General features: G+C 40.9%; 13 protein-coding genes and 1 pseudogene. All 14 read left to right on the top strand.

Going from position 1 to position 20,665, the window contains the following annotated elements:
- Positions 1-13 precede the first annotated feature (13 nt).
- Positions 14-1,324, top strand: a complete 1,311-nt coding sequence (gene der, locus HMPREF0851_RS10815; protein WP_001207696.1) for a ribosome biogenesis GTPase Der — start codon at positions 14-16, stop codon at positions 1,322-1,324.
- Positions 1,325-1,407: 83 nt separating this feature from the next.
- Positions 1,408-1,743, top strand: coding sequence for a hypothetical protein (locus tag HMPREF0851_RS10810; protein WP_025169871.1), 336 nt, complete (start codon positions 1,408-1,410; stop codon positions 1,741-1,743).
- A 32-nt stretch (positions 1,744-1,775) separates the two neighbouring features.
- Positions 1,776-2,063 (top strand): hypothetical protein, encoded by a 288-nt coding sequence (locus HMPREF0851_RS10805; protein WP_000940702.1) that lies wholly within the window; start codon positions 1,776-1,778, stop codon positions 2,061-2,063.
- A 145-nt stretch (positions 2,064-2,208) separates the two neighbouring features.
- Entirely contained in the window at positions 2,209-4,722 is a 2,514-nt protein-coding gene (gene secA / locus HMPREF0851_RS10800; protein ID WP_001274070.1) for a preprotein translocase subunit SecA, read from the top strand.
- 80 nt (positions 4,723-4,802) lie between these two features.
- Positions 4,803-5,834, top strand: coding sequence for a 3-deoxy-7-phosphoheptulonate synthase (locus HMPREF0851_RS10795; RefSeq protein WP_000232194.1), 1,032 nt, complete (start codon positions 4,803-4,805; stop codon positions 5,832-5,834).
- A gap of 1 nt (position 5,835) precedes the next feature.
- Positions 5,836-6,867, top strand: a complete 1,032-nt coding sequence (locus tag HMPREF0851_RS10790) for a 3-deoxy-7-phosphoheptulonate synthase (protein ID WP_000864052.1) — start codon at positions 5,836-5,838, stop codon at positions 6,865-6,867.
- Positions 6,868-6,912: 45 nt separating this feature from the next.
- Positions 6,913-7,275, top strand: a complete 363-nt coding sequence (gene acpS / locus HMPREF0851_RS10785; RefSeq protein WP_025169870.1) for a holo-ACP synthase — start codon at positions 6,913-6,915, stop codon at positions 7,273-7,275.
- The gene (gene alr / locus HMPREF0851_RS10780) at positions 7,265-8,368 is read left to right on the top strand and encodes an alanine racemase (protein WP_000648066.1); all 1,104 of its coding nucleotides are present in this window, start codon (positions 7,265-7,267) and stop codon (positions 8,366-8,368) included. Before acpS ends, alr begins: the two co-directional genes overlap by 11 nt.
- Positions 8,369-8,386: 18 nt before the next feature.
- Positions 8,387-10,402 carry an ATP-dependent DNA helicase RecG gene (gene recG / locus HMPREF0851_RS10775; RefSeq protein ID WP_001048764.1) on the top strand — a complete coding sequence of 672 codons (2,016 nt, stop codon included), beginning with the start codon at positions 8,387-8,389 and terminating at the stop codon, positions 10,400-10,402.
- 320 nt (positions 10,403-10,722) lie between these two features.
- Positions 10,723-11,703, top strand: a complete 981-nt coding sequence (locus tag HMPREF0851_RS10770; RefSeq protein WP_000795146.1) for an acetylxylan esterase — start codon at positions 10,723-10,725, stop codon at positions 11,701-11,703.
- A 459-nt stretch (positions 11,704-12,162) separates the two neighbouring features.
- Entirely contained in the window at positions 12,163-17,847 is a 5,685-nt protein-coding gene (locus HMPREF0851_RS16715) for an SIALI-17 repeat-containing surface protein (protein WP_000470656.1), read from the top strand.
- A 102-nt stretch (positions 17,848-17,949) separates the two neighbouring features.
- Positions 17,950-18,294: pseudogene (locus HMPREF0851_RS10760) on the top strand (Gfo/Idh/MocA family oxidoreductase); the annotation flags it as partial.
- A gap of 172 nt (positions 18,295-18,466) precedes the next feature.
- A complete protein-coding gene (locus tag HMPREF0851_RS10755; RefSeq protein WP_001135682.1) occupies positions 18,467-19,165 on the top strand; it encodes an N-acetylmannosamine-6-phosphate 2-epimerase in 699 nt (232 codons plus the stop codon).
- A gap of 110 nt (positions 19,166-19,275) precedes the next feature.
- Positions 19,276-20,604 (top strand): ABC transporter substrate-binding protein, encoded by a 1,329-nt coding sequence (locus tag HMPREF0851_RS10750; RefSeq protein ID WP_000672104.1) that lies wholly within the window; start codon positions 19,276-19,278, stop codon positions 20,602-20,604.
- Positions 20,605-20,665: the final 61 nt, after the last annotated feature.

The following is a 20,665-nucleotide window of genomic DNA, read 5'->3' as shown; positions in this document are numbered from 1 at the left end:
AAAGTGAGAAATTATGGCCCTACCAACTATTGCCATTGTAGGACGTCCCAATGTTGGGAAATCAACCCTATTTAATCGGATCGCTGGTGAGCGAATCTCCATTGTAGAAGATGTCGAAGGAGTGACACGTGACCGTATCTATGCGACGGGTGAGTGGCTCAATCGTTCCTTTAGCATGATTGATACAGGAGGAATCGATGATGTCGATGCTCCTTTCATGGAACAAATCAAGCACCAGGCAGAAATTGCCATGGAAGAAGCAGATGTTATCGTCTTTGTCGTGTCTGGTAAGGAAGGAATTACCGATGCAGACGAATACGTAGCCCGTAAGCTTTATAAAACCCACAAACCAGTTATCCTTGCAGTGAACAAGGTGGACAACCCTGAGATGCGAAATGATATCTATGATTTCTATGCTCTCGGTTTGGGTGAACCACTGCCTATCTCATCTGTACATGGTATCGGTACAGGGGATGTGCTGGATGCTATTGTGGAAAACCTTCCAAATGAATATGAGGAAGAAAATCCAGATGTCATTAAGTTTAGCCTGATTGGTCGTCCAAACGTTGGAAAATCAAGCTTGATTAATGCTATTTTGGGAGAAGACCGTGTCATTGCTAGTCCTGTTGCTGGAACAACTCGTGACGCCATTGATACCCACTTTACAGATACAGATGGTCAAGAGTTTACCATGATTGATACGGCTGGTATGCGTAAATCTGGTAAGGTTTATGAAAATACCGAGAAATACTCTGTCATGCGTGCCATGCGTGCTATTGACCGCTCTGATGTGGTCTTAATGGTCATCAATGCGGAAGAAGGCATTCGTGAATACGATAAGCGTATCGCAGGATTTGCCCATGAAGCTGGTAAAGGGATGATTATCGTGGTCAACAAGTGGGATACGCTTGAAAAAGACAACCACACTATGAAAAACTGGGAAGAAGATATTCGTGAGCAGTTCCAATACCTGCCTTATGCACCGATTATCTTTGTATCCGCTTTGACCAAGCAACGTCTCCACAAACTTCCTGAGATGATTAAGCAAATCAGTGAAAGTCAAAACACACGTATTCCATCAGCTGTCTTGAACGATGTGATTATGGACGCCATTGCCATTAACCCAACACCGACAGACAAAGGAAAACGTCTTAAGATTTTCTATGCGACCCAAGTGGCAACCAAACCACCAACCTTTGTTATCTTTGTCAATGAAGAAGAGCTCATGCACTTTTCTTACCTGCGTTTCTTGGAAAATCAAATCCGCAAGGCCTTTGTCTTTGAAGGAACACCAATCCATCTCATCGCAAGAAAACGCAAATAAAAAAGTAGAATCTGGAATGACATTTCCAGATTTTTTTGATAGAATGAAGTTGAAGAAAACGCTATCAAAAAGAGGTGTCGATGATGGAACATTTGTTTAAATTGATAATCTTATTTCCCTGGTTTTACTTTTTCAGCTGGATTGACAAGGATAATAGAGATAGTGAAATTTTCCCATTTTTTTACTATTTTTACTGGATTTACATCACCCTCTATGCTCTTTTTAGCCTTGCTTGGACAGTTTTTTCAGTCCTGTTTTTCAATATTCTATTGAGAAATGTGGCAGATATCAAGTCTTGGGGCGTTTGGTTATTATTACTACTTATCGCTTTTGCCAGTGATTGGTTAACCTATATCTTTTTCAAAAAAATGCTTCGCTTGAGACGGGAACTAGGGAAGTCTAACGGTGGAAGGCATTGATTTATATGGTTTTTGTTGATAGGAGGTGGCTTATGGCACATCTAAAATCATTTATTACACGCTATTCCAAGGTCTATATTGGTTTAGTTCTGTTGATCTGGATTGCTTTCTTCTTTGTTCCTTGGGATAAACCAGTTCTGGGAATATCTATCAATCTCTTAATCATGCAGAAAGTTTTACTAGTTTTTGGAATTCTGTCGATTTTGATGGCCTTGCTGTCCAAGAAAGTCAGTCTCTTTGTTTTTGGACTTATCTGTTGTCTTTCTTTTTGGATAAATCTATTTATCCTATTTGCTATTTTGCCGATTTTTGGAAATTAAAGTATCATAAAAATCAGAGAGGTTAGCTTGGAAACTAGCCTCTTTTTCCTTTTCAAAATGGGGATTCTTCCTTGAAAATAATCAGTAATTGTGCTAAAATTAAAAGAACATTCTAAAATATTCGGAATTTAAAGTAAGGAAAAACATGGCTAATATTTTAAAAACAATTATCGAAAATGATAAAGGAGAAATCCGTCGTCTGGAAAAGATGGCTGACAAGGTTTTCAAATACGAAGACCAAATGGCTGCTTTGACAGATGACCAACTAAAAGCAAAAACAGTTGAATTTAAAGAACGTTATCAAAATGGAGAATCACTGGATTCATTGCTTTATGAAGCATTTGCGGTTGTCCGTGAAGGTGCTAAACGTGTCCTAGGACTCTTCCCATATAAGGTTCAGGTCATGGGGGGAATCGTTCTTCACCATGGTGACGTGCCAGAGATGCGTACAGGGGAAGGGAAAACCTTGACTGCGACTATGCCGGTATACCTCAATGCCCTTTCAGGCAAAGGGGTTCACGTAGTTACGGTCAATGAATACCTGTCAGAACGTGATGCGACTGAAATGGGTGAATTGTACTCATGGCTTGGCTTGTCAGTAGGAATTAACTTGGCTGCCAAATCTCCAATGGAGAAAAAAGAAGCCTATGAGTGTGATATTACCTACTCAACCAACTCAGAAATCGGATTTGACTACCTTCGTGACAACATGGTCGTTCGCGCTGAAAACATGGTACAACGTCCACTTAACTATGCCTTGGTCGATGAGGTTGACTCTATCTTGATTGACGAGGCGCGTACACCATTGATCGTATCAGGTGCTAATGCGGTTGAAACCAGTCAGCTCTACCACATGGCAGATCACTATGTAAAATCTTTGGACAAAGACGACTACATCATCGATGTGCAGTCTAAGACTATTGGTTTGTCTGATTCAGGGATTGACAAGGCTGAAAGCTACTTCAAACTTGAAAACCTCTATGACATCGAAAACGTAGCTCTGACTCACTTTATCGATAACGCCCTTCGTGCCAACTACATCATGCTTCTCGATATTGACTATGTGGTGAGCGAAGAGCAAGAAATCTTGATTGTCGACCAATTTACAGGTCGTACCATGGAAGGTCGTCGTTATTCTGATGGATTGCACCAAGCCATTGAAGCTAAAGAAGGTGTGCCAATTCAGGATGAAACCAAGACATCTGCCTCAATCACTTACCAAAACCTCTTCCGTATGTACAAGAAATTGTCTGGTATGACAGGTACAGGTAAGACTGAGGAAGAAGAATTCCGTGAAATTTACAACATTCGTGTCATTCCAATCCCAACCAACCGTCCTGTTCAACGTATTGACCACTCAGACCTTCTTTATGCAAGTATCGAGGCTAAGTTTAAGGCGGTTGTCGAAGACGTTAAGGCTCGTTACCAAAAAGGTCAGCCTGTCTTGGTTGGTACAGTTGCAGTTGAAACCAGTGACTACATTTCTAAAAAATTGGTCGCAGCTGGTGTTCCTCACGAAGTCTTGAATGCCAAAAACCACTATAAAGAAGCCCAAATCATCATGAATGCTGGTCAACGTGGTGCTGTTACCATCGCAACCAACATGGCCGGTCGTGGTACTGACATCAAGCTTGGTGAAGGGGTTCGTGAACTTGGAGGACTTTGTGTGATTGGTACAGAACGCCATGAAAGCCGTCGTATCGATAACCAGCTTCGTGGACGTTCAGGTCGTCAAGGAGACCCAGGTGAGTCACAATTCTACCTATCTCTTGAAGATGATTTGATGAAACGTTTTGGTTCTGAACGCTTGAAGGGAATCTTTGAACGCTTGAATATGTCTGAAGAGGCGATCGAGTCTCGTATGTTGACACGTCAGGTTGAAGCGGCTCAAAAACGTGTCGAAGGTAATAACTATGATACCCGTAAACAAGTCCTTCAATACGATGATGTTATGCGTGAACAACGTGAGATTATCTATGCTCAACGTTACGATGTCATCACTGCAGACCGTGACTTGGCACCTGAAATTCACTCTATGATCAAACGCACGATTGGTCGTGTCGTTGATGGTCATGCGCGTGCGAAACAAGATGAAAAACTTGAAGCGATTTTGAACTTTGCTAAGTACAACTTGCTTCCAGAAGATTCAATTACGATGGACGACTTGTCAGGCTTGTCTGATAAGGCCATCAAGGAAGAGCTCTTCCAACGTGCCTTGCAAGTTTACGATAGTCAAGTTTCAAAACTACGCGATGAAGAAGCAGTCAAAGAATTCCAAAAAGTCTTGATTCTACGAGTGGTAGATAACAAGTGGACAGATCATATTGATGCCCTCGATCAATTGCGTAACGCGGTTGGACTTCGTGGTTATGCTCAGAACAACCCTGTTGTTGAGTATCAGGCAGAAGGTTTCCGTATGTTTAATGACATGATTGGTTCGATTGAGTTTGATGTGACACGCTTGATGATGAAAGCACAAATTCATGAACAAGAAAGACCACAAGCAGAACACCATATCAGTACAACAGCGACTCGCAATATCGCTGCCCACCAAGCAAATATGCCAGAAGATTTGGATTTGAGCCAGATTGGACGGAATGAACTTTGCCCATGTGGTTCTGGTAAGAAGTTTAAAAACTGTCACGGAAAAAGACAATAAAATGAGATAGTTTAGAGACGGATACCTTGTGAAAAGTATATTTTTACTTGGTATCCGTTTGCTTTATAAGGAGATGAGTTATGGTATTTACAGCAAAAAGTCCTAAAATTAATATTGAAGAAGTTCGTGCCTTATCAAAATTAGAAGGCCAAGCTTTGGAGAGAAAATCACAGCGCGATCAAGAGCTAGAAGCCATTATACGTGGAGAAGACCAGAGAATTCTCTTGGTAATCGGGCCATGCTCATCTGATAATGAAGAAGCTGTTCTTGAGTACGCTAAGCGTTTGGCAGTCCTACAAGAAGAAGTGGCAGACCGTATCTTTATGGTTATGCGTGTTTATACTGCCAAACCCCGTACCAACGGAGATGGCTATAAGGGCTTGATTCACCAGCCTAACACGGCAGAAGCGCCTAGTCTCATCAACGGAATCAAAGCCGTGCGCCATCTTCACTATCGTGTTATTACGGAAACCGGTATGACAACAGCTGATGAAATGCTTTATCCTGAAAATCTTCCGCTTGTGGATGATTTGATTTCTTACATGGCAGTTGGTGCCCGTTCAGTTGAAGATCAGCAACACCGCTTTGTAGCAAGTGGGGCAGATTTTGCGACTGGTTTTAAAAATCCAACCTCTGGAAATCTCAATGTTATGTTTAATGGGATTTATGCTGCTCAAAACAAACAAAGTTTCCTTTTCCTAGGAAAAGAAGTGGAAACAACTGGGAATCCGTTTTCGCACGCCATTCTTCGTGGAGCAATCAATGAGTATGGTAAGAATATTCCCAACTACTACTATGATAATTTGATGGATACCATTGCCCAGTATGAGAAAATGGGCTTGGAAAATCCTTTTATCATCGTCGATACCAATCATGACAACTCTGGTAAGCAATACATGGACCAGATTCGAATTGTCCGTCAGACCTTGATTAATCGTGATTGGAATGAAAAAATCAAGCAGTACGTTCGTGGCTTTATGATTGAGTCTTATCTAGAAGACGGCCGTCAAAACGAACCAGAGGTTTTTGGTAAGTCCATTACAGACCCTTGTCTAGGTTGGGAAAATACGGAAGCCCTCGTTCGAGAAATATACCAAACGCTAGGAGAATAAGATGGCATTTATTGAAAAAGGTCAAGAAATCGATATTGAAGCAATCAAGGCAGAAACCCGATTGTCTGCGGAAGCCTTGCGACTAAAGGAGCGTCGTGATAGAGAATTAGCAGACATTATTTCAGGAGAAGATGATAGAATTCTTTTGGTGATTGGCCCTTGCTCTTCTGATAATGAAGAGGCTGTCTTGGAATATGCCCGCCGTTTATCCGCTTTGCAGAAGAAGGTGGCGGACAAGATTTTTATGGTTATGCGTGTTTATACAGCTAAACCTCGTACTAACGGAGACGGCTATAAAGGTTTGGTTCACCAACCAGATACCTCTAAGGCTCCGAGTCTGATTAATGGTTTGCAGGCTGTGCGCCAGTTGCACTACCGCGTGATTACAGAGACTGGTTTGACAACGGCAGATGAGATGCTTTATCCGTCAAATCTGGTCTTGGTAGATGATTTGGTCAGCTACCATGCTGTAGGAGCTCGTTCTGTAGAAGATCAAGAGCACCGTTTTGTGGCTTCAGGGATTGATGCCCCAGTCGGGATGAAAAATCCAACCTCTGGAAATTTGGGTGTTATGTTTAACGCCATCTATGCTGCTCAAAACAAGCAAACCTTCCTCTTCCATGGTCAAGAAGTTGAGACTTCAGGAAATCCCTTGGCCCACGTCATCCTTCGTGGGGCAGTTAATGAATATGGGAAAAATGAGCCTAACTTTTACTATGAAACCTTGCTAAATGCCATTGAGCGCTATGAAGCCATGGGACTTGAAAATCCGTTTATTCTCATTGATACTAACCATGATAACTCAGGCAAGCAATATATGGAGCAAATTCGGATTGTTCGTCAGACCTTGCAAAATCGTGATTGGAACGAGAAAATCAAAAAGACAGTTCGAGGATTTATGATTGAATCCTACCTAGCAGATGGTCGTCAAAATCAACCAGAGGTCTTTGGTTGCTCTATTACAGATCCTTGCTTAGGTTGGGAAAATACAGAGGCCTTGGTAGAAGAGATTTATGCTACCTTGACAAAATAAATGAAAAGGATGGAGTTGGGGGAATCTCAACTCCTTTTGATGAGAATGATAGTTGGACATGGAATTGATATCGAAGAATTGGCTTCGATAGAAAGTGCAGTTACACGACATGAAGGCTTTGCCAAGCGCGTGCTGACCGCTAAGGAAATGGAGCGGTTTAACAGTCTTAAAGGGCGCAGACAAATCGAATATTTGGCAGGTCGCTGGTCGGCTAAAGAAGCCTTTTCCAAGGCTATTGGAACGGGCATTGGGAAGCTCAGTTTTCAAGATTTGGAAGTCTTGAACAATGAACGCGGGGCGCCTTATTTTAGTCAGTCACCATTTTCAGGAAAGATTTGGCTGTCTATCAGCCATACAGATCAGTTTGTGACAGCTAGTGTTATTTTGGAGGAAAATCATGAAAGCTAGTCCACATAGACCAACCAAGGCTCTGATTCATCTGGGAGCTATTCGACAAAATATTCAGCAAATGGGGGCTCATATACCTGAAGGAACGCTCAAGTGGGCTGTGGTCAAGGCCAATGCCTATGGACATGGGGCTGTTGCAGTTGCCAAGGCGATTCAAGATGATGTAGATGGATTTTGCGTTTCCAATATCGATGAAGCCATTGAACTCAGACAGGCTGGACTGAGCAAGCGAATCCTCATTTTAGGAGTTTCTGAAATCGAAGCTGTTTCCCTAGCTAAAGAATACGACATCACCTTGACTGTGGCTGGACTGGAGTGGATTCAAGCACTGTTATCTAGTGAGGAAGACCTAGCAGGTTTAACAGTTCACCTCAAGATTGACTCAGGAATGGGAAGGATTGGTTTTCGAGAGGCCAGTGAAGCTGAACAGGCTCAAGACTTGCTCCAACAACATGGTGCTCGTATTGAAGGGATTTTTACCCACTTTGCTACTGCAGACGAGGAATCAGATGACTACTTTAATGAACAGTTAGAACGGTTTAAAACTATTTTGGCCAGTATGAAAGGTCTTCCAGAGCTGGTTCATGCTAGCAACTCGGCAACGACTCTTTGGCATGCAGAGACTATTTTTAATGCCGTTCGTATGGGAGACGCTATGTATGGTCTCAATCCCAGTGGAGAGATTTTAAATCTCCCTTATGACTTGAAACCAGCCTTGACCTTGGAATCTGCTCTGGTCCATGTTAAGACAGTTCCAGCTGGAGCTTGTATGGGCTACGGAGCTACCTATCAGGCGGATAGCGAGCAAGTCATCGCGACGGTGCCAATCGGCTATGCGGATGGTTGGACACGAGATATGCAAAATTTCGTTGTCTTGGTAGATGGCCAAGCTTGCCCAATCGTTGGGCGGGTATCTATGGACCAAATCACTATTCATCTGCCTAAGCTTTATCCCTTAGGAACAAAAGTCACCCTCATTGGTTCTAATGGTGGCAAGGAGATCACAGCTACTCAGGTAGCGACCTACCGTGGGACTATTAACTACGAGGTGGTTTGTCTTCTCAGCGACCGCATTCCAAGAGAATATTATTAGAAAAGAAAGGAGTGGAGCATGAATCTACATCAACCCTTGCATGTCTTGCCTGGTGTGGGACCAAAGTCAGCAGAAAAATACGCCAAACTAGGAATTGAAAATTTGCAAGACCTCTTGCTCTACTTTCCTTTCCGTTATGAAGATTTCAAGACCAAGCAAGTTCTGGAACTGGAAGACGGGGAGAAGGCAGTCCTATCTGGTCAAGTCGTGACTCCTGCCAGTGTCCAGTATTATGGTTTCAAGCGCAATCGCCTGCGTTTTAGCCTCAAGCAAGGAGAAGTTGTTTTTGCGGTGAATTTCTTTAACCAGCCCTATCTGGCTGATAAAATAGAGTTGGGAGCAACCCTTGCTGTTTTTGGAAAATGGGATCGGGCTAAGGCTAGTCTGACAGGGATGAAGGTCCTGGCTCAGGTGGAAGATGACCTCCAACCTGTCTATCGCTTGGCTCAGGGAATCAGTCAGGCCAGTCTGGTCAAAGTTATCAAGACAGCCTTTGATCAGGGACTGGACCTCTTGATAGAAGAAAATCTTCCCCAGTCTTTGCTGGACAAATACAAACTCATGTCCCGTTGTCAGGCTGTTCGTGCCATGCATTTCCCCAAGGATTTGGCAGAATACAAGCAGGCCCTTCGCCGTATCAAGTTTGAGGAACTCTTTTACTTCCAAATGCAGTTACAGACGCTCAAGTCTGAAAATAGAGTTCAGGGAAGTGGCCTGGTTCTGAATTGGTCTCAGGAAAAGGTGACAGCAGTTAAAGCAAGTCTTCCTTTTGCTCTGACCCCAGCTCAAGAAAAGAGTTTGCAGGAAATTTTGACCGACATGAAGTCCGACTACCACATGAATCGTCTCTTACAAGGAGATGTGGGGAGCGGAAAAACGGTAGTCGCTGGCTTGGCTATGTTTGCGGCGGTGACAGCTGGTTATCAGGCTGCCCTAATGGTACCAACAGAAATCCTCGCAGAGCAACATTTTGAGAGTCTACAGGGTCTCTTCCCAGACTTGAAACTGGCTCTCTTGACAGGTTCCTTGAAAGTTGCAGAAAAGAGAGAAGTCTTGGAGACTATTGCCAAGGGTGAATCTGATTTGATTATCGGAACCCACGCTCTGATTCAGGATGGGGTAGATTATGCTCGTCTGGGCTTGATTATCATCGATGAGCAGCACCGATTTGGTGTAGGGCAAAGGCGTGTTCTGAGAGAAAAAGGCGACAATCCTGACGTTCTCATGATGACAGCGACTCCTATTCCACGGACGCTGGCTATCACAGCCTTTGGTGATATGGATGTTTCCATTATCGACCAGATGCCAGCAGGACGGAAACCTATTGTGACACGCTGGATCAAACATGAGCAATTACCTCAGGTCTTGACTTGGTTAGAGGGGGAAATCCAAAAAGGTTCTCAAGCCTATGTCATCTCTCCCTTGATTGAAGAATCAGAAGCTCTGGATTTGAAAAATGCCATTGCCTTATCAGAGGAGCTGACAGCTCATTTTGCAGGCAAGGCAAAGGTGGCTCTTCTACATGGTAAGATGAAGAGTGATGAAAAAGACCAGATAATGCAGGATTTCAAAGAGAGAAAAACGAATATTCTGGTTTCGACAACGGTTATTGAGGTTGGGGTCAATGTTCCTAATGCCACGGTCATGATTATCATGGATGCCGATCGCTTCGGTCTCAGCCAGCTTCACCAGCTTAGAGGTCGTGTTGGTCGGGGAGATAAGCAGTCCTATGCTGTTCTCGTTGCCAATCCTAAGACTGATTCTGGGAAAGACCGCATGCGCATCATGACAGAAACCACTAATGGATTTATCCTTGCGGAGGAAGATTTGAAAATGCGTGGTTCAGGTGAGATTTTTGGAACCAGACAGTCAGGTCTCCCAGAGTTCCAAGTGGCTGATATTATCGAAGATTTTCCGATTTTAGAAGAAGCCAGAAAGGTTGCTAGCTACATTAGTTCTATTGAAGGCTGGCAAGAGGATCCAGAGTGGCGCATGATTGCCCTTCATTTGGAGAAGAAAGAACATTTAGATTAAGCTTTCTCTAAGGAAATCTTAAGCTAGTTTTCAGGTTTACCCCTTATACTAGAGTCATCAAAAAGAAACGAGGACTCTCACATGACAGTAACGATTAAAGTAAATTACCAAACCACTTTCCAAAATAAAGAAGCAAAAAATTAAGATTAAGCAGAAGAAGAAAGAGCGAAATGCTCTTTTTTCGTTTCTGAAACTACTTTCAGTTCATCATCCCAAAAATACAGAATCTAAAATCTCTTTCTATTTACCCTTCTTTCTTGCATTGATTTCTTAGATATGCTACAGTTGTGATAGCGATTACAAAATAAAAGGAGCATGCTATGAAAAATCCAGATTTGTTAGAAGAAATCAAGACTTATAAAGGAAGGGATGAGGTTCCAGAAGACTTTGATGCTTTCTGGGATGGGGAAGTGAAAAAAGTTTCCAATCTTCCAGCCTATCAGTTGGAGGAAAGAGATTTCCATATTCCTCAAGTTAAGTGCTATGAGCTGACCTTCGAGGGAATTAATGAAGGAAAGGTCTATGCACGCGTTGTTCTTCCGAAGTGTGAGGAGAAGGTTCCGATAATCTTCCATTTCCATGGTTATATGGGACGTGGCTGGGATTGGACAGATATGCTGGCCTTCACCGTGGCTGGTTACGGTGTTGTTTCCATGGATGTGCGGGGACAGTCAGGCTATTCGCAAGACGGCTTGCGTTCTCCTCTAGGGAATACAGTTAAAGGACATATCATCCGTGGTGTTGTGGAAGGTCGGGACCAGCTCTTTTATAAGGATGTTTATCTAGATATTTACCAGTTGATCGAAATTGTTGCTAGTCTGCCTCAGGTGGATGAGAAGCGTCTTTCTAGCTATGGTGCCTCACAAGGAGGGGCTTTAGCTTTGGTTGCAGCAGCACTCAATCCTCGAATTCGGAAAACAGTTGCCATCTATCCTTTCTTGTCAGACTTTAGACGAGTGCTTGAAATTGGCAATACTAGCGAGGCTTACGACGAACTTTTCCGTTATTTCAAGTTCCACGATCCCTTCCATGAAACAGAGGAGGAAATCATGGCGACCCTTGCCTATATCGATGTGAAAAATCTCGCCCATCGTATCAAGGGTGAGGTTAAGATGATTACGGGCTTGGACGACGATGTTTGCTATCCTATTACCCAGTTTGCGATTTACAACCGTCTAACCTGCGATAAGGCCTATCGTATCATGCCTGAGTATGCCCACGAAGCCATGAATGTATTTGTCAATGACCAAGTCTACAACTGGCTATGTGGTAGTGAGATTCTTTTTAAGTATATAAAGTGATGAATGAGAGAGCCCAGTAGCTTTCTGATATATTCCCCTTCTAGCAGATAGTGAAAAATAAAAATTCACTAGGAACTATAGGAGGAGTTTTCACTTATTTACAAATTATTGTTTATTTTATGGCTAGAATTGTATGTGAAGTTACTAATAGTTATCCAATTTTAATTTCTCTACAAGCCAGAATATATATCAAGATGTATATTTCTGTATTTCAAAATGCTATTCTTTTTGTGTTTTAAAATAATTTGATGAATGAAGATTATATTCTATAATTGCAAGCGATTCCAGCTTGTGTTATACTGTAAGAGTAAGTCTAAAACTTAAAGAAATAATATATATTAAAAATAGATTATATATTGAGAGTCGTGTAGTAGGAAGGAGGATGAAGCTGCAGGACTCATTAAGTTATTTGGAATTCTAATGCACAAATTAACTTTGAAAGTTAAAGTGAGGTAATATATGTTTATACGTTTAAAAGGTTTAGGAAAATTCCGTAAATCCAAAGCTTATGGTTTGGTTGGTTGCTTGACATTATCAGCAGTGCTTGGCTTAGCTGCACCAGAGTTACCAGTTGTTGGTGGTGGAATTGCTTATGCTGATGTTATTCAGGGTGGTAACGATATAAAAGATGTGGAAGTTCATAGTGATGCTGCTAATGGTGTAGCAATGACCTATACCACCTATGACAGTGGAAATAGTGGTCAACAAACAGCATCAGGCAGCGGAGTTTTTGTTGCACCAAATGTGATGGTGACTGTTGCTCATAATTACTACGATAAAAAAACTGAAGATGGCTCTGCGGTTTTACGTGGCGGCGATTCCGCTAAAAGTTATGTCGTGATGAATTCAGATACGGAGAAAGTAAATAAAGTTCCTACGTCAGGTAGTACTGAAGCTGTAGATAAAGGTGCTATTCATGCTTATAATGAAAAGGATTTTGGAAGGTCTTACGGTAATGACTTGGCAGTTGTTGTAACTAAGAAAACTGTCGAAGCTATGACAAATGGAGAGGATTCATCAAGAGAGCTAAGTAAGACTGAGGTAGCTACAGGTGATTTGATTCGAATGGTTGGTTATCCTAATGACTTCACAACCTCTAATCTAAGTGAAGAAAACAGAAATCGACTAAAAGATGGAAAACCTTATGAAGTTGAAGGGAAAGTAAGTACTCTTAATAAAGAAAATGGTGCTGTTACTTACCATACGTCTGCTTTAGGTGGTTTTTCAGGTGCTCCTTTATTTAATGATAAAGGAGAAGTAGTTGGTATCCATCAACACGGAACAAATACTGCTAGTGAAGTAGAAGCCAATCGTATCGGTGGTGGTACTATCTTTACGGAAAAGCATAAAGAGTGGATTCGTTCTATGGTCGATAGATATGCGATCACGGGCTGGTACCTAGATGGAACGACTCGCTACTATTATGACGAAAATCATAAAGCTCTAAAGAGTGTTGAAAAAGAAATTGATGGTGCACGCTACCGTTTCAATGATAGAGGTCAAGCAACCTTATTAAGTGGAGTTGAAAAAGGTCGGGTTCTTCTTCGTCTGGAAGATGTGAAGGGCAATCGCTTGATTGCAGATAAGGTGGTGCAAACAGGAGAAGTTGACTCACCAATCGTATTCAATTTACGACAAGATTCAGACTTCAATCGATTAGTAGGTGATTCTCCGAATGCTAAGATAGTGTCTTATAATAATCTTCCTATCAATAAGTTAGTCACGGATACTAGTTGGTCTGGTGATTATGTAAGTAAAGTAGATCTAGGAAATACGGTTATTAAAGCTGTGTTAGACTCAGTAGCTCCAAAAACTGATTTTGCTCGTACGGAGGTTGGGAAAGTTGATTTAAGTGGAACTGCAAACTTACCAAAACCAAGTGAGACAGTAAAAAATGCTCCAAATGGTGAACAAAATTTCCAAGCAACTACGCATATCTTAACACCTGATGGAACAGGTTCAGCAACCCTAATTGCTCCTAATTTGTTATTAACTGTGGCACATAACTTTTTAACAGTTAATGGCTCTAAGGTTGTTACAAAATCAGGAAAAGAGAATACAGTTTACAAAGCTACATTACCAAATGGAACTTCTATCAATTTTTCTGATGAAGAGATTGCTTATTGGAACAAAGCAGAGTCTGTTTTTGGCTTTAAAAATGACTTAGCTCTTGTTCGATTAAAAGAAGCAGTAAAAGGAGTAACTCCTGTAGAAGTCGTGAAGCAATCTGCAAAAGTTACAGAAGGAAATACAGTTTCGGTTTATGGTTTCCCAGATAACAAGCTAAGTCCAGTTTTAGATAGTAAAGTAGTAGGAACTACTGACTTTGGTTCAGGTATAGAGGGAATCAGCTATGGAGGTACGAAACCTGGGGCATCTGGTGGTGGACTATACAATGATAAAGGTGTTTTAATCGGAGTTCATCAAAATGGAGTTATTGATAATCGTAGTGGTGGTTTAGTTTTATCAAAAGAACAATTAGATTGGGTTCGTTCCTATATTGATGGTCAACCAAAATCCCCAGTTTATGTGAAAGATAAAGACACGGAAGCACCAAAAGATGATGCAGATAAGAATACAACTGGGAAATTAGATACAACACCAGGTAATGTAGCAGGTTCTAATGATAAGAAACCAAAAGAGGGAACAGCTACTGAGGTAGAAGGTGAAAAACTTCCAAAGGAAACAGATACTCCAGAAGAAACAAATACTTCTGATGAAGCAGAATCAGAAGAGAGCAATGTTATGCCTCCACGTGATTACTTTGCTAGAGATTTGAAGAATGTTAAAACTGTATTTGAAAAAGAAGACCTTGCTACGAATGCTGAAAATGGACAAAGAGTTGATTTGGTAGAAGCATTAGATAAGTTAAAACATCTTCAAAATGCGACTATTCATATGGAGTTTAAACCAGATGCTAATGCTCCGCAATTCTATAATCTCTTCTCTGTATCAAGTGATAAGAAAAGAGACGAATATTTCAGTATGTCCGTTAATAGAGGTACTGCAATGGTAGAAGCACGAGGAGCTGATGGAAATCATTTCTACGGAAGTTATTCAGATGCACCACTTAAAGTAAAACCTGGTCAATGGAATTCAGTTACTTTCACGGTGGAAAGACCGAAAGCAGATCAAGCAAATGGACAAGTTCGTCTATATGTAAATGGTGTATTATCTAGAACGAATACGAAATCTGGTCGTTTTATTCAAGATATGCCAGATGTCAATAAGGTTCAGATTGGAGCTACTAAAAGAGCGAACCAAACAATGTGGGGATCCAATCTTCAGGTTCGTAATCTAACCGTATATGATCGTGCTTTAACTCCTGAAGAAGTTAAAACGCGTAGTCAGTTATTTGAGCGGGCAGATTTAGTCAAAAAGTTACCTGAAGGTGCTCAAGTCACTGACAAAAAAGATGTTTTTGAAAGTGGGAGAAATAACCAGCCAAATAGTGAAGGAATTAAAAGTTATCGAATCCCAGCTTTGCTGAAAACGGATAAGGGAACCTTGCTTGCTGCTGGAGATGAACGCCGTTTACATCATCTTGATTATGGTGATATCGGTATGGTAGTCCGTCGTAGTCAAGATAATGGACAGACTTGGGGAGATAAAATTACGATTTCTAACCTTCGTGACAATCCAGAAGCCAAGGATGCAGCTGCACCATCGCCCCTTAATATTGATATGGTTTTGGTTCAAGATCCAACAACCAAACGAATTTTTTCAGTTTATGATATGTTCCCAGAAGGGCGAGCAGTTTTTGGTATGCCAGATCACCCAGAAAAGGCTTATGAACAGATAGGAGATAAAACTTATCAGATCCTCTACAAGCAAGGCGAGACAGAACATTATACTCTAAGAGAGAATGGGGAGATTTTCAATTCACAAAACCAAAAAACAAACTACCGAGTTGTAGTAAATCCGACAGAGGCTGGATATAGAGATAAGGGAAATCTATATAAAGATAAAGAACTTGTTGGAAATATCTACTTTAAGTCAAGTGATAAAAATCCATTTAGAGTAGCTAATACTAGCTATTTGTGGATGTCTTATAGTGATGATGATGGACAGACTTGGTCTGCACCGAAAGATATTACACCAGGTATTCGTCAAGATTGGATGAAATTCCTTGGAACAGGTCCTGGAACGGGTATTGTATTACGTACAGGTGAGCATAAGGGGCGGATATTGGTGCCTGCTTACACCACAAACAATATTTCGCATTTAGGTGGTTCACAGTCTTCGCGTCTAATCTACTCAGATGATCATGGAGTAACTTGGCATGCTGGAGAAGCACCAAATGATAACCGACCTGTAGGAAATGGAGTTATTCATTCATCTACTATGAATAACGGTGGTGCGCAAAATACAGAATCAACCGTACTTCAATTAAATAACGGCGATGTTAAACTCTTCATGCGTGGCTTAACTGGAGATCTTCAGGTTGCTACTAGTAAAGATGGTGGCGTTACTTGGGAGAAAACAATTAAACGTTATCCAGAAGTGAAAGATGCCTACGTTCAAATGTCAGCTATTCATACGATGCATGATGGGAAAGAATATGTTCTTCTTAGCAATGCTGCTGGACCAGGACGTGAACGAAAAGATGGTTTGGTTCATTTGGCACGTGTTGAAAAGAATGGCGAGTTAACTTGGTTGAAACATAATCTGATTCAAGGTGGGGAATTTGCTTATAATTCACTGCAAGAATTGGGGAACGGTGAGTATGGTTTGTTATACGAACACAGGGAAAATGGTCAAAACTACTATACCTTATCATATAAAAAATTCAATTGGGACTTTGTGAGCAAAGATTTTCTTTCCCCAACAGAAGCAAGGGTAAACCAAATCATTGAAATGAAGAAAGGTGTTATTGGTCTAGAGTTTGATTCAGAAGTTTTGGTAAACCAAGCCCCTACTTTGCGATTAGCGAATGGAAGTACAGCCGTCTTTATGACTCAGTATGATTCGAAAACTCTTTTATTCGCGGTAGATAAGAAGGATGCTGGTCAGGAAATTACAGGTATAGTTGATGGTAATATTGAAAGTATGCACAACTTGACAGTCAACATTGATGGAGCATTTATTCCTGGTGGAGTGAATGCTGTAGAGAGTGCTGTTTATGATATCAAAGACTATACAGGTGATTTGGGGACATCTGGTGAAGAAGCGACGCCGACAGTAGAAACATCTGACTTCACAGGCGGAGTAAAAGGCGCGTCTCTTATTACAGAATTTCCAGAATATCAAGGTATTCTATCAACAGTAGGTGAAGAGGTAGCACCAATAGTGGAGAACTCTGACTTCACAGGCGGAGTAAAAGGTGAAGCACTCGTTATAGAATTTCCAGAATACAAGGGTGATCTATCTACAGTAGGTGAAGAATCAGCCCCAATAGTAGAGCACCCTGAGTTTACAGGCGGAGTTAACTCAGTACTTGCTCTTCTTGAGGAAAAAGAGGATTATCGGGGAGGAGTAAATGCAGTAGCTAGTGCAGTTCATGATATAGAAGATTATAATGAAGCAAACTCTAATCAAGTTATCCCAGCTCTTACTAGTTCACAACGTATTTTCAAAAATGAAGCAGGAAGTGTTCAAGTTCAAGCTTCAGATGAAGTTTTGAAAAATGTTAAAACTGTACAAATAGAGGAAGTAAAAGTTAGCGATTTCGATTCATTAAACTATAAAGCATTTGATATCAAATTGAAGGATGCAAATGGCAGATATGTTCAACCTGAAGGAAAAGTCCTTGTTACATTTTCTACAGATCAGTCTGTTGAAAATGTTTACTATGTGGATCCAGAAGGAAATCTCCATCCTATTGAATTCACGCAAAAAGATGGAAAGGTCATTTTTGAGACCAACCACTTTAGTATCTATGCTATGACTTTCCGACTATCTGTCGATAATCTAGCACTTGATAATCCTACAAAAGATAAAAAAGAGGAGGAGATTTCACCCTCACCTAAATTGTTATCTACAAATCAACACTCAGAATCAAACCAATCAGAGAATAAAGTAAGTAACAATGAACAAACTATATTACCAAATACAGGTGAGTCTGACTCATCACTAACAATCTTATTTGGTTTCGTAGGAGTGTTCCTTGGAGCAATGATTTCTTATAAGCGAAAAGACAGTTAATTTGTCTATAGTTGTTCGTTGAACTTTTAGGTTCATATAAAATAAACCAGTCTAGAATCCTAAAAATTATCTAGGATTTTAGGCTGGTTTTTAGGATTCTTTTACAACTGTAAAGGAACTCTTAAGCTGGATGGACAAGAAAGCTATTTCTTGATTCATGAATCGCAAGAAGAAGATGATGATCGTACTCGTATCTATCATAGTACAGAAATGGATGGGGCAATTGCTTATGGTAAATCAGGTAAACGTACTCCATTATGGTTATCATCTGTTATTGATAAAGAAATGCGTTATCTGCATGAGATTATGCAAGGAGCTCCAGTATCAGAAGAATTTGCCAAACTATTGACAGGTGAAGCTGCTCTAGAAGCAATTGCTACTGCAGATGCTTGTACCCAGTCTATGTTTGAAGATCGCAAAGTGAAGCTATCTGAGATAGTAAAATAAATATCGGTATTCTCTTATAATAAGTCAAGCACCTCTTTGAAAGTACTTTTAAAGGGGGTGTTTGACTTGCTTTCTTTTTAAAACTGCAATCTATCATAGAACAAACTATTGAAAGCGCTTTAAAAATAGTATATAATTGTCTCATAAGAAAAAAGGAAAAGGAGGAAAAAGGATGCCACAGATTACTAAAGAAGCCTTGATTAATCAAATTAAAGATGGAATCATTGTTTCTTGTCAGGCCCTTCCTCACGAACCGCTTTATACAGAAGCGGGAGGAGTCATCCCCTTGCTGGTCAAAGCGGCTGAACAAGGTGGAGCAGTCGGTATCAGAGCAAACAGTGTTCGTGATATCAAAGAGATTAAGGAGGTTACCAAACTTCCGATTATCGGGATTATCAAACGAGATTATCCACCTCAAGAACCCTTCATCACTGCTACTATGAAAGAAGTTGATGAACTAGCAGAACTAGATATTGAAGTAATTGCTCTAGATTGTACTAAACGCGAACGCTACGATGGTTTAGAGATTCAGGAGTTTATCCGTCAGGTCAAGGAAAAATATCCTAACCAGCTCTTGATGGCTGACACAAGTACCTTCGAAGAAGGACTAGCAGCTGTAGAAGCAGGAATTGACTTCGTTGGAACAACCTTATCAGGCTACACATCTTACAGTCCAAAAGTAGACGGTCCAGATTTTGAATTGATTAAAAAACTCTGTGATGCGGGTGTAGATGTCATCGCCGAAGGGAAAATTCATACACCAGAACAAGCCAAACAAATCCTAGGTTACGGAGTAAGAGGTATTGTTGTTGGTGGCGCTATTACTAGACCAAAAGAGATTACGGAACGCTTCGTTGCGGGTCTTAAATAACACAATCTAAAAACAGAGGAGAGTGGTGGAATAGCTGAAAAAATGAAATCGCATACATTTATAAATCACTCGTTGTCAATTTGGAAACATTTATTAAAAGGAGAATACAAATGAAATTTAGAAAACTAGCTTGTACAGTACTTGCAGGTGCTGCAATTCTTGGTCTTGCTGCTTGTGGAAATTCTGGCGGAAGTAAAGATGCTGGAAAATCTGGTGGAGATAGCGGAAAAACAGAAATCACTTGGTGGGCATTCCCAGTCTTCACTCAAGAAAAAACTGGTGACGGTGTTGGAACATATGAAAAATCTATCATCGAAGCCTTTGAAAAAGCAAACCCAGATGTAAAAGTGAAATTGGAAACTATCGACTTTAAGTCAGGTCCAGAAAAAATCACTACAGCTATCGAAGCGGGTACAGCTCCGGACGTCCTCTTTGACGCACCAGGACGTATCATCCAATACGGTAAAAATGGAAAATTGGCTGACTTGAACGACCTCTTTACAGACGACTTTGTTAAAGACGTCAACAATGAAAACATTGTAAAAGCAAGTAAAGCTGGCGATAAAGCTTATATGTATCCAATTAGTTCAGCACCATTCTACATGGCTATGAACAAGAAAATGTTGGAAGAAGCTGGAGTTGCGAATCTTGTAAAAGAAGGCTGGACAACAGACGACTTTGAAAAAGTATTGAAAGCACTCAAAGATAAAGGCTATACACCAGGTTCATTGTTCAGTTCAGGTCAAGGTGGAGACCAAGGAACACGTGCCTTTGTAGCAAACCTTTACGGAGCTTCTGTAACAGATAAAGATGTTACTAAGTATACAACTGATGATCCTAAATTCGTTAAAGGTCTTGAAAAAGCAGCTAGCTGGATTAAAGATGGTTTGTTGAACAATGGTTCACAATTTGATGGTGGTGCAGACATCCAAAACTTTGCTAACGGTCAAACATCATACACAATCCTTTGGGCACCAGCTCAAAATGGTATCCAAGCTAAACTCTTGGAAGCAAGTAAAGTAGAAGTAGTAGAAGTACCATTCCCATCTGATTCTGGTAAACCAGCTCTTGAATACCTTGTAAACGGATTTGCAGTATTCAACAACAAAGACGACAAGAAAGTCGCTGCTTCTAAGAAATTTGTTCAATTCATCGCAGATGATAAAGAATGGGGTCCAAAAGATGTTGTTCGTACAGGAGCATTCCCAGTTCGTACATCATTTGGTAAACTCTATGATGACAAACGTATGGAAACAATCGGTGCTTGGACTAAGTACTATTCTCCATACTACAATACAATTGATGGTTTTGCAGAAATGAGAACTCTATGGTTCCCAATGTTGCAATCAGTTTCAAATGGCGATCAAAAACCAGCTGATGCATTGAAAGCATTTACTGAAAAAGCAAACGAAACTATCAAAAAAGCTACTAAACAATAAACCCTAAACTAGATGTTGTAGCCCCTTTTCCCTTTGCACGCTTGTGTAAGAAAAGGGGGCT

Source organism: Streptococcus sp. M334 (assembly GCF_000187745.1).
Lineage (GTDB): Bacteria > Bacillota > Bacilli > Lactobacillales > Streptococcaceae > Streptococcus.
This window is presented reverse-complemented; position numbering and strand designations above follow the sequence as displayed.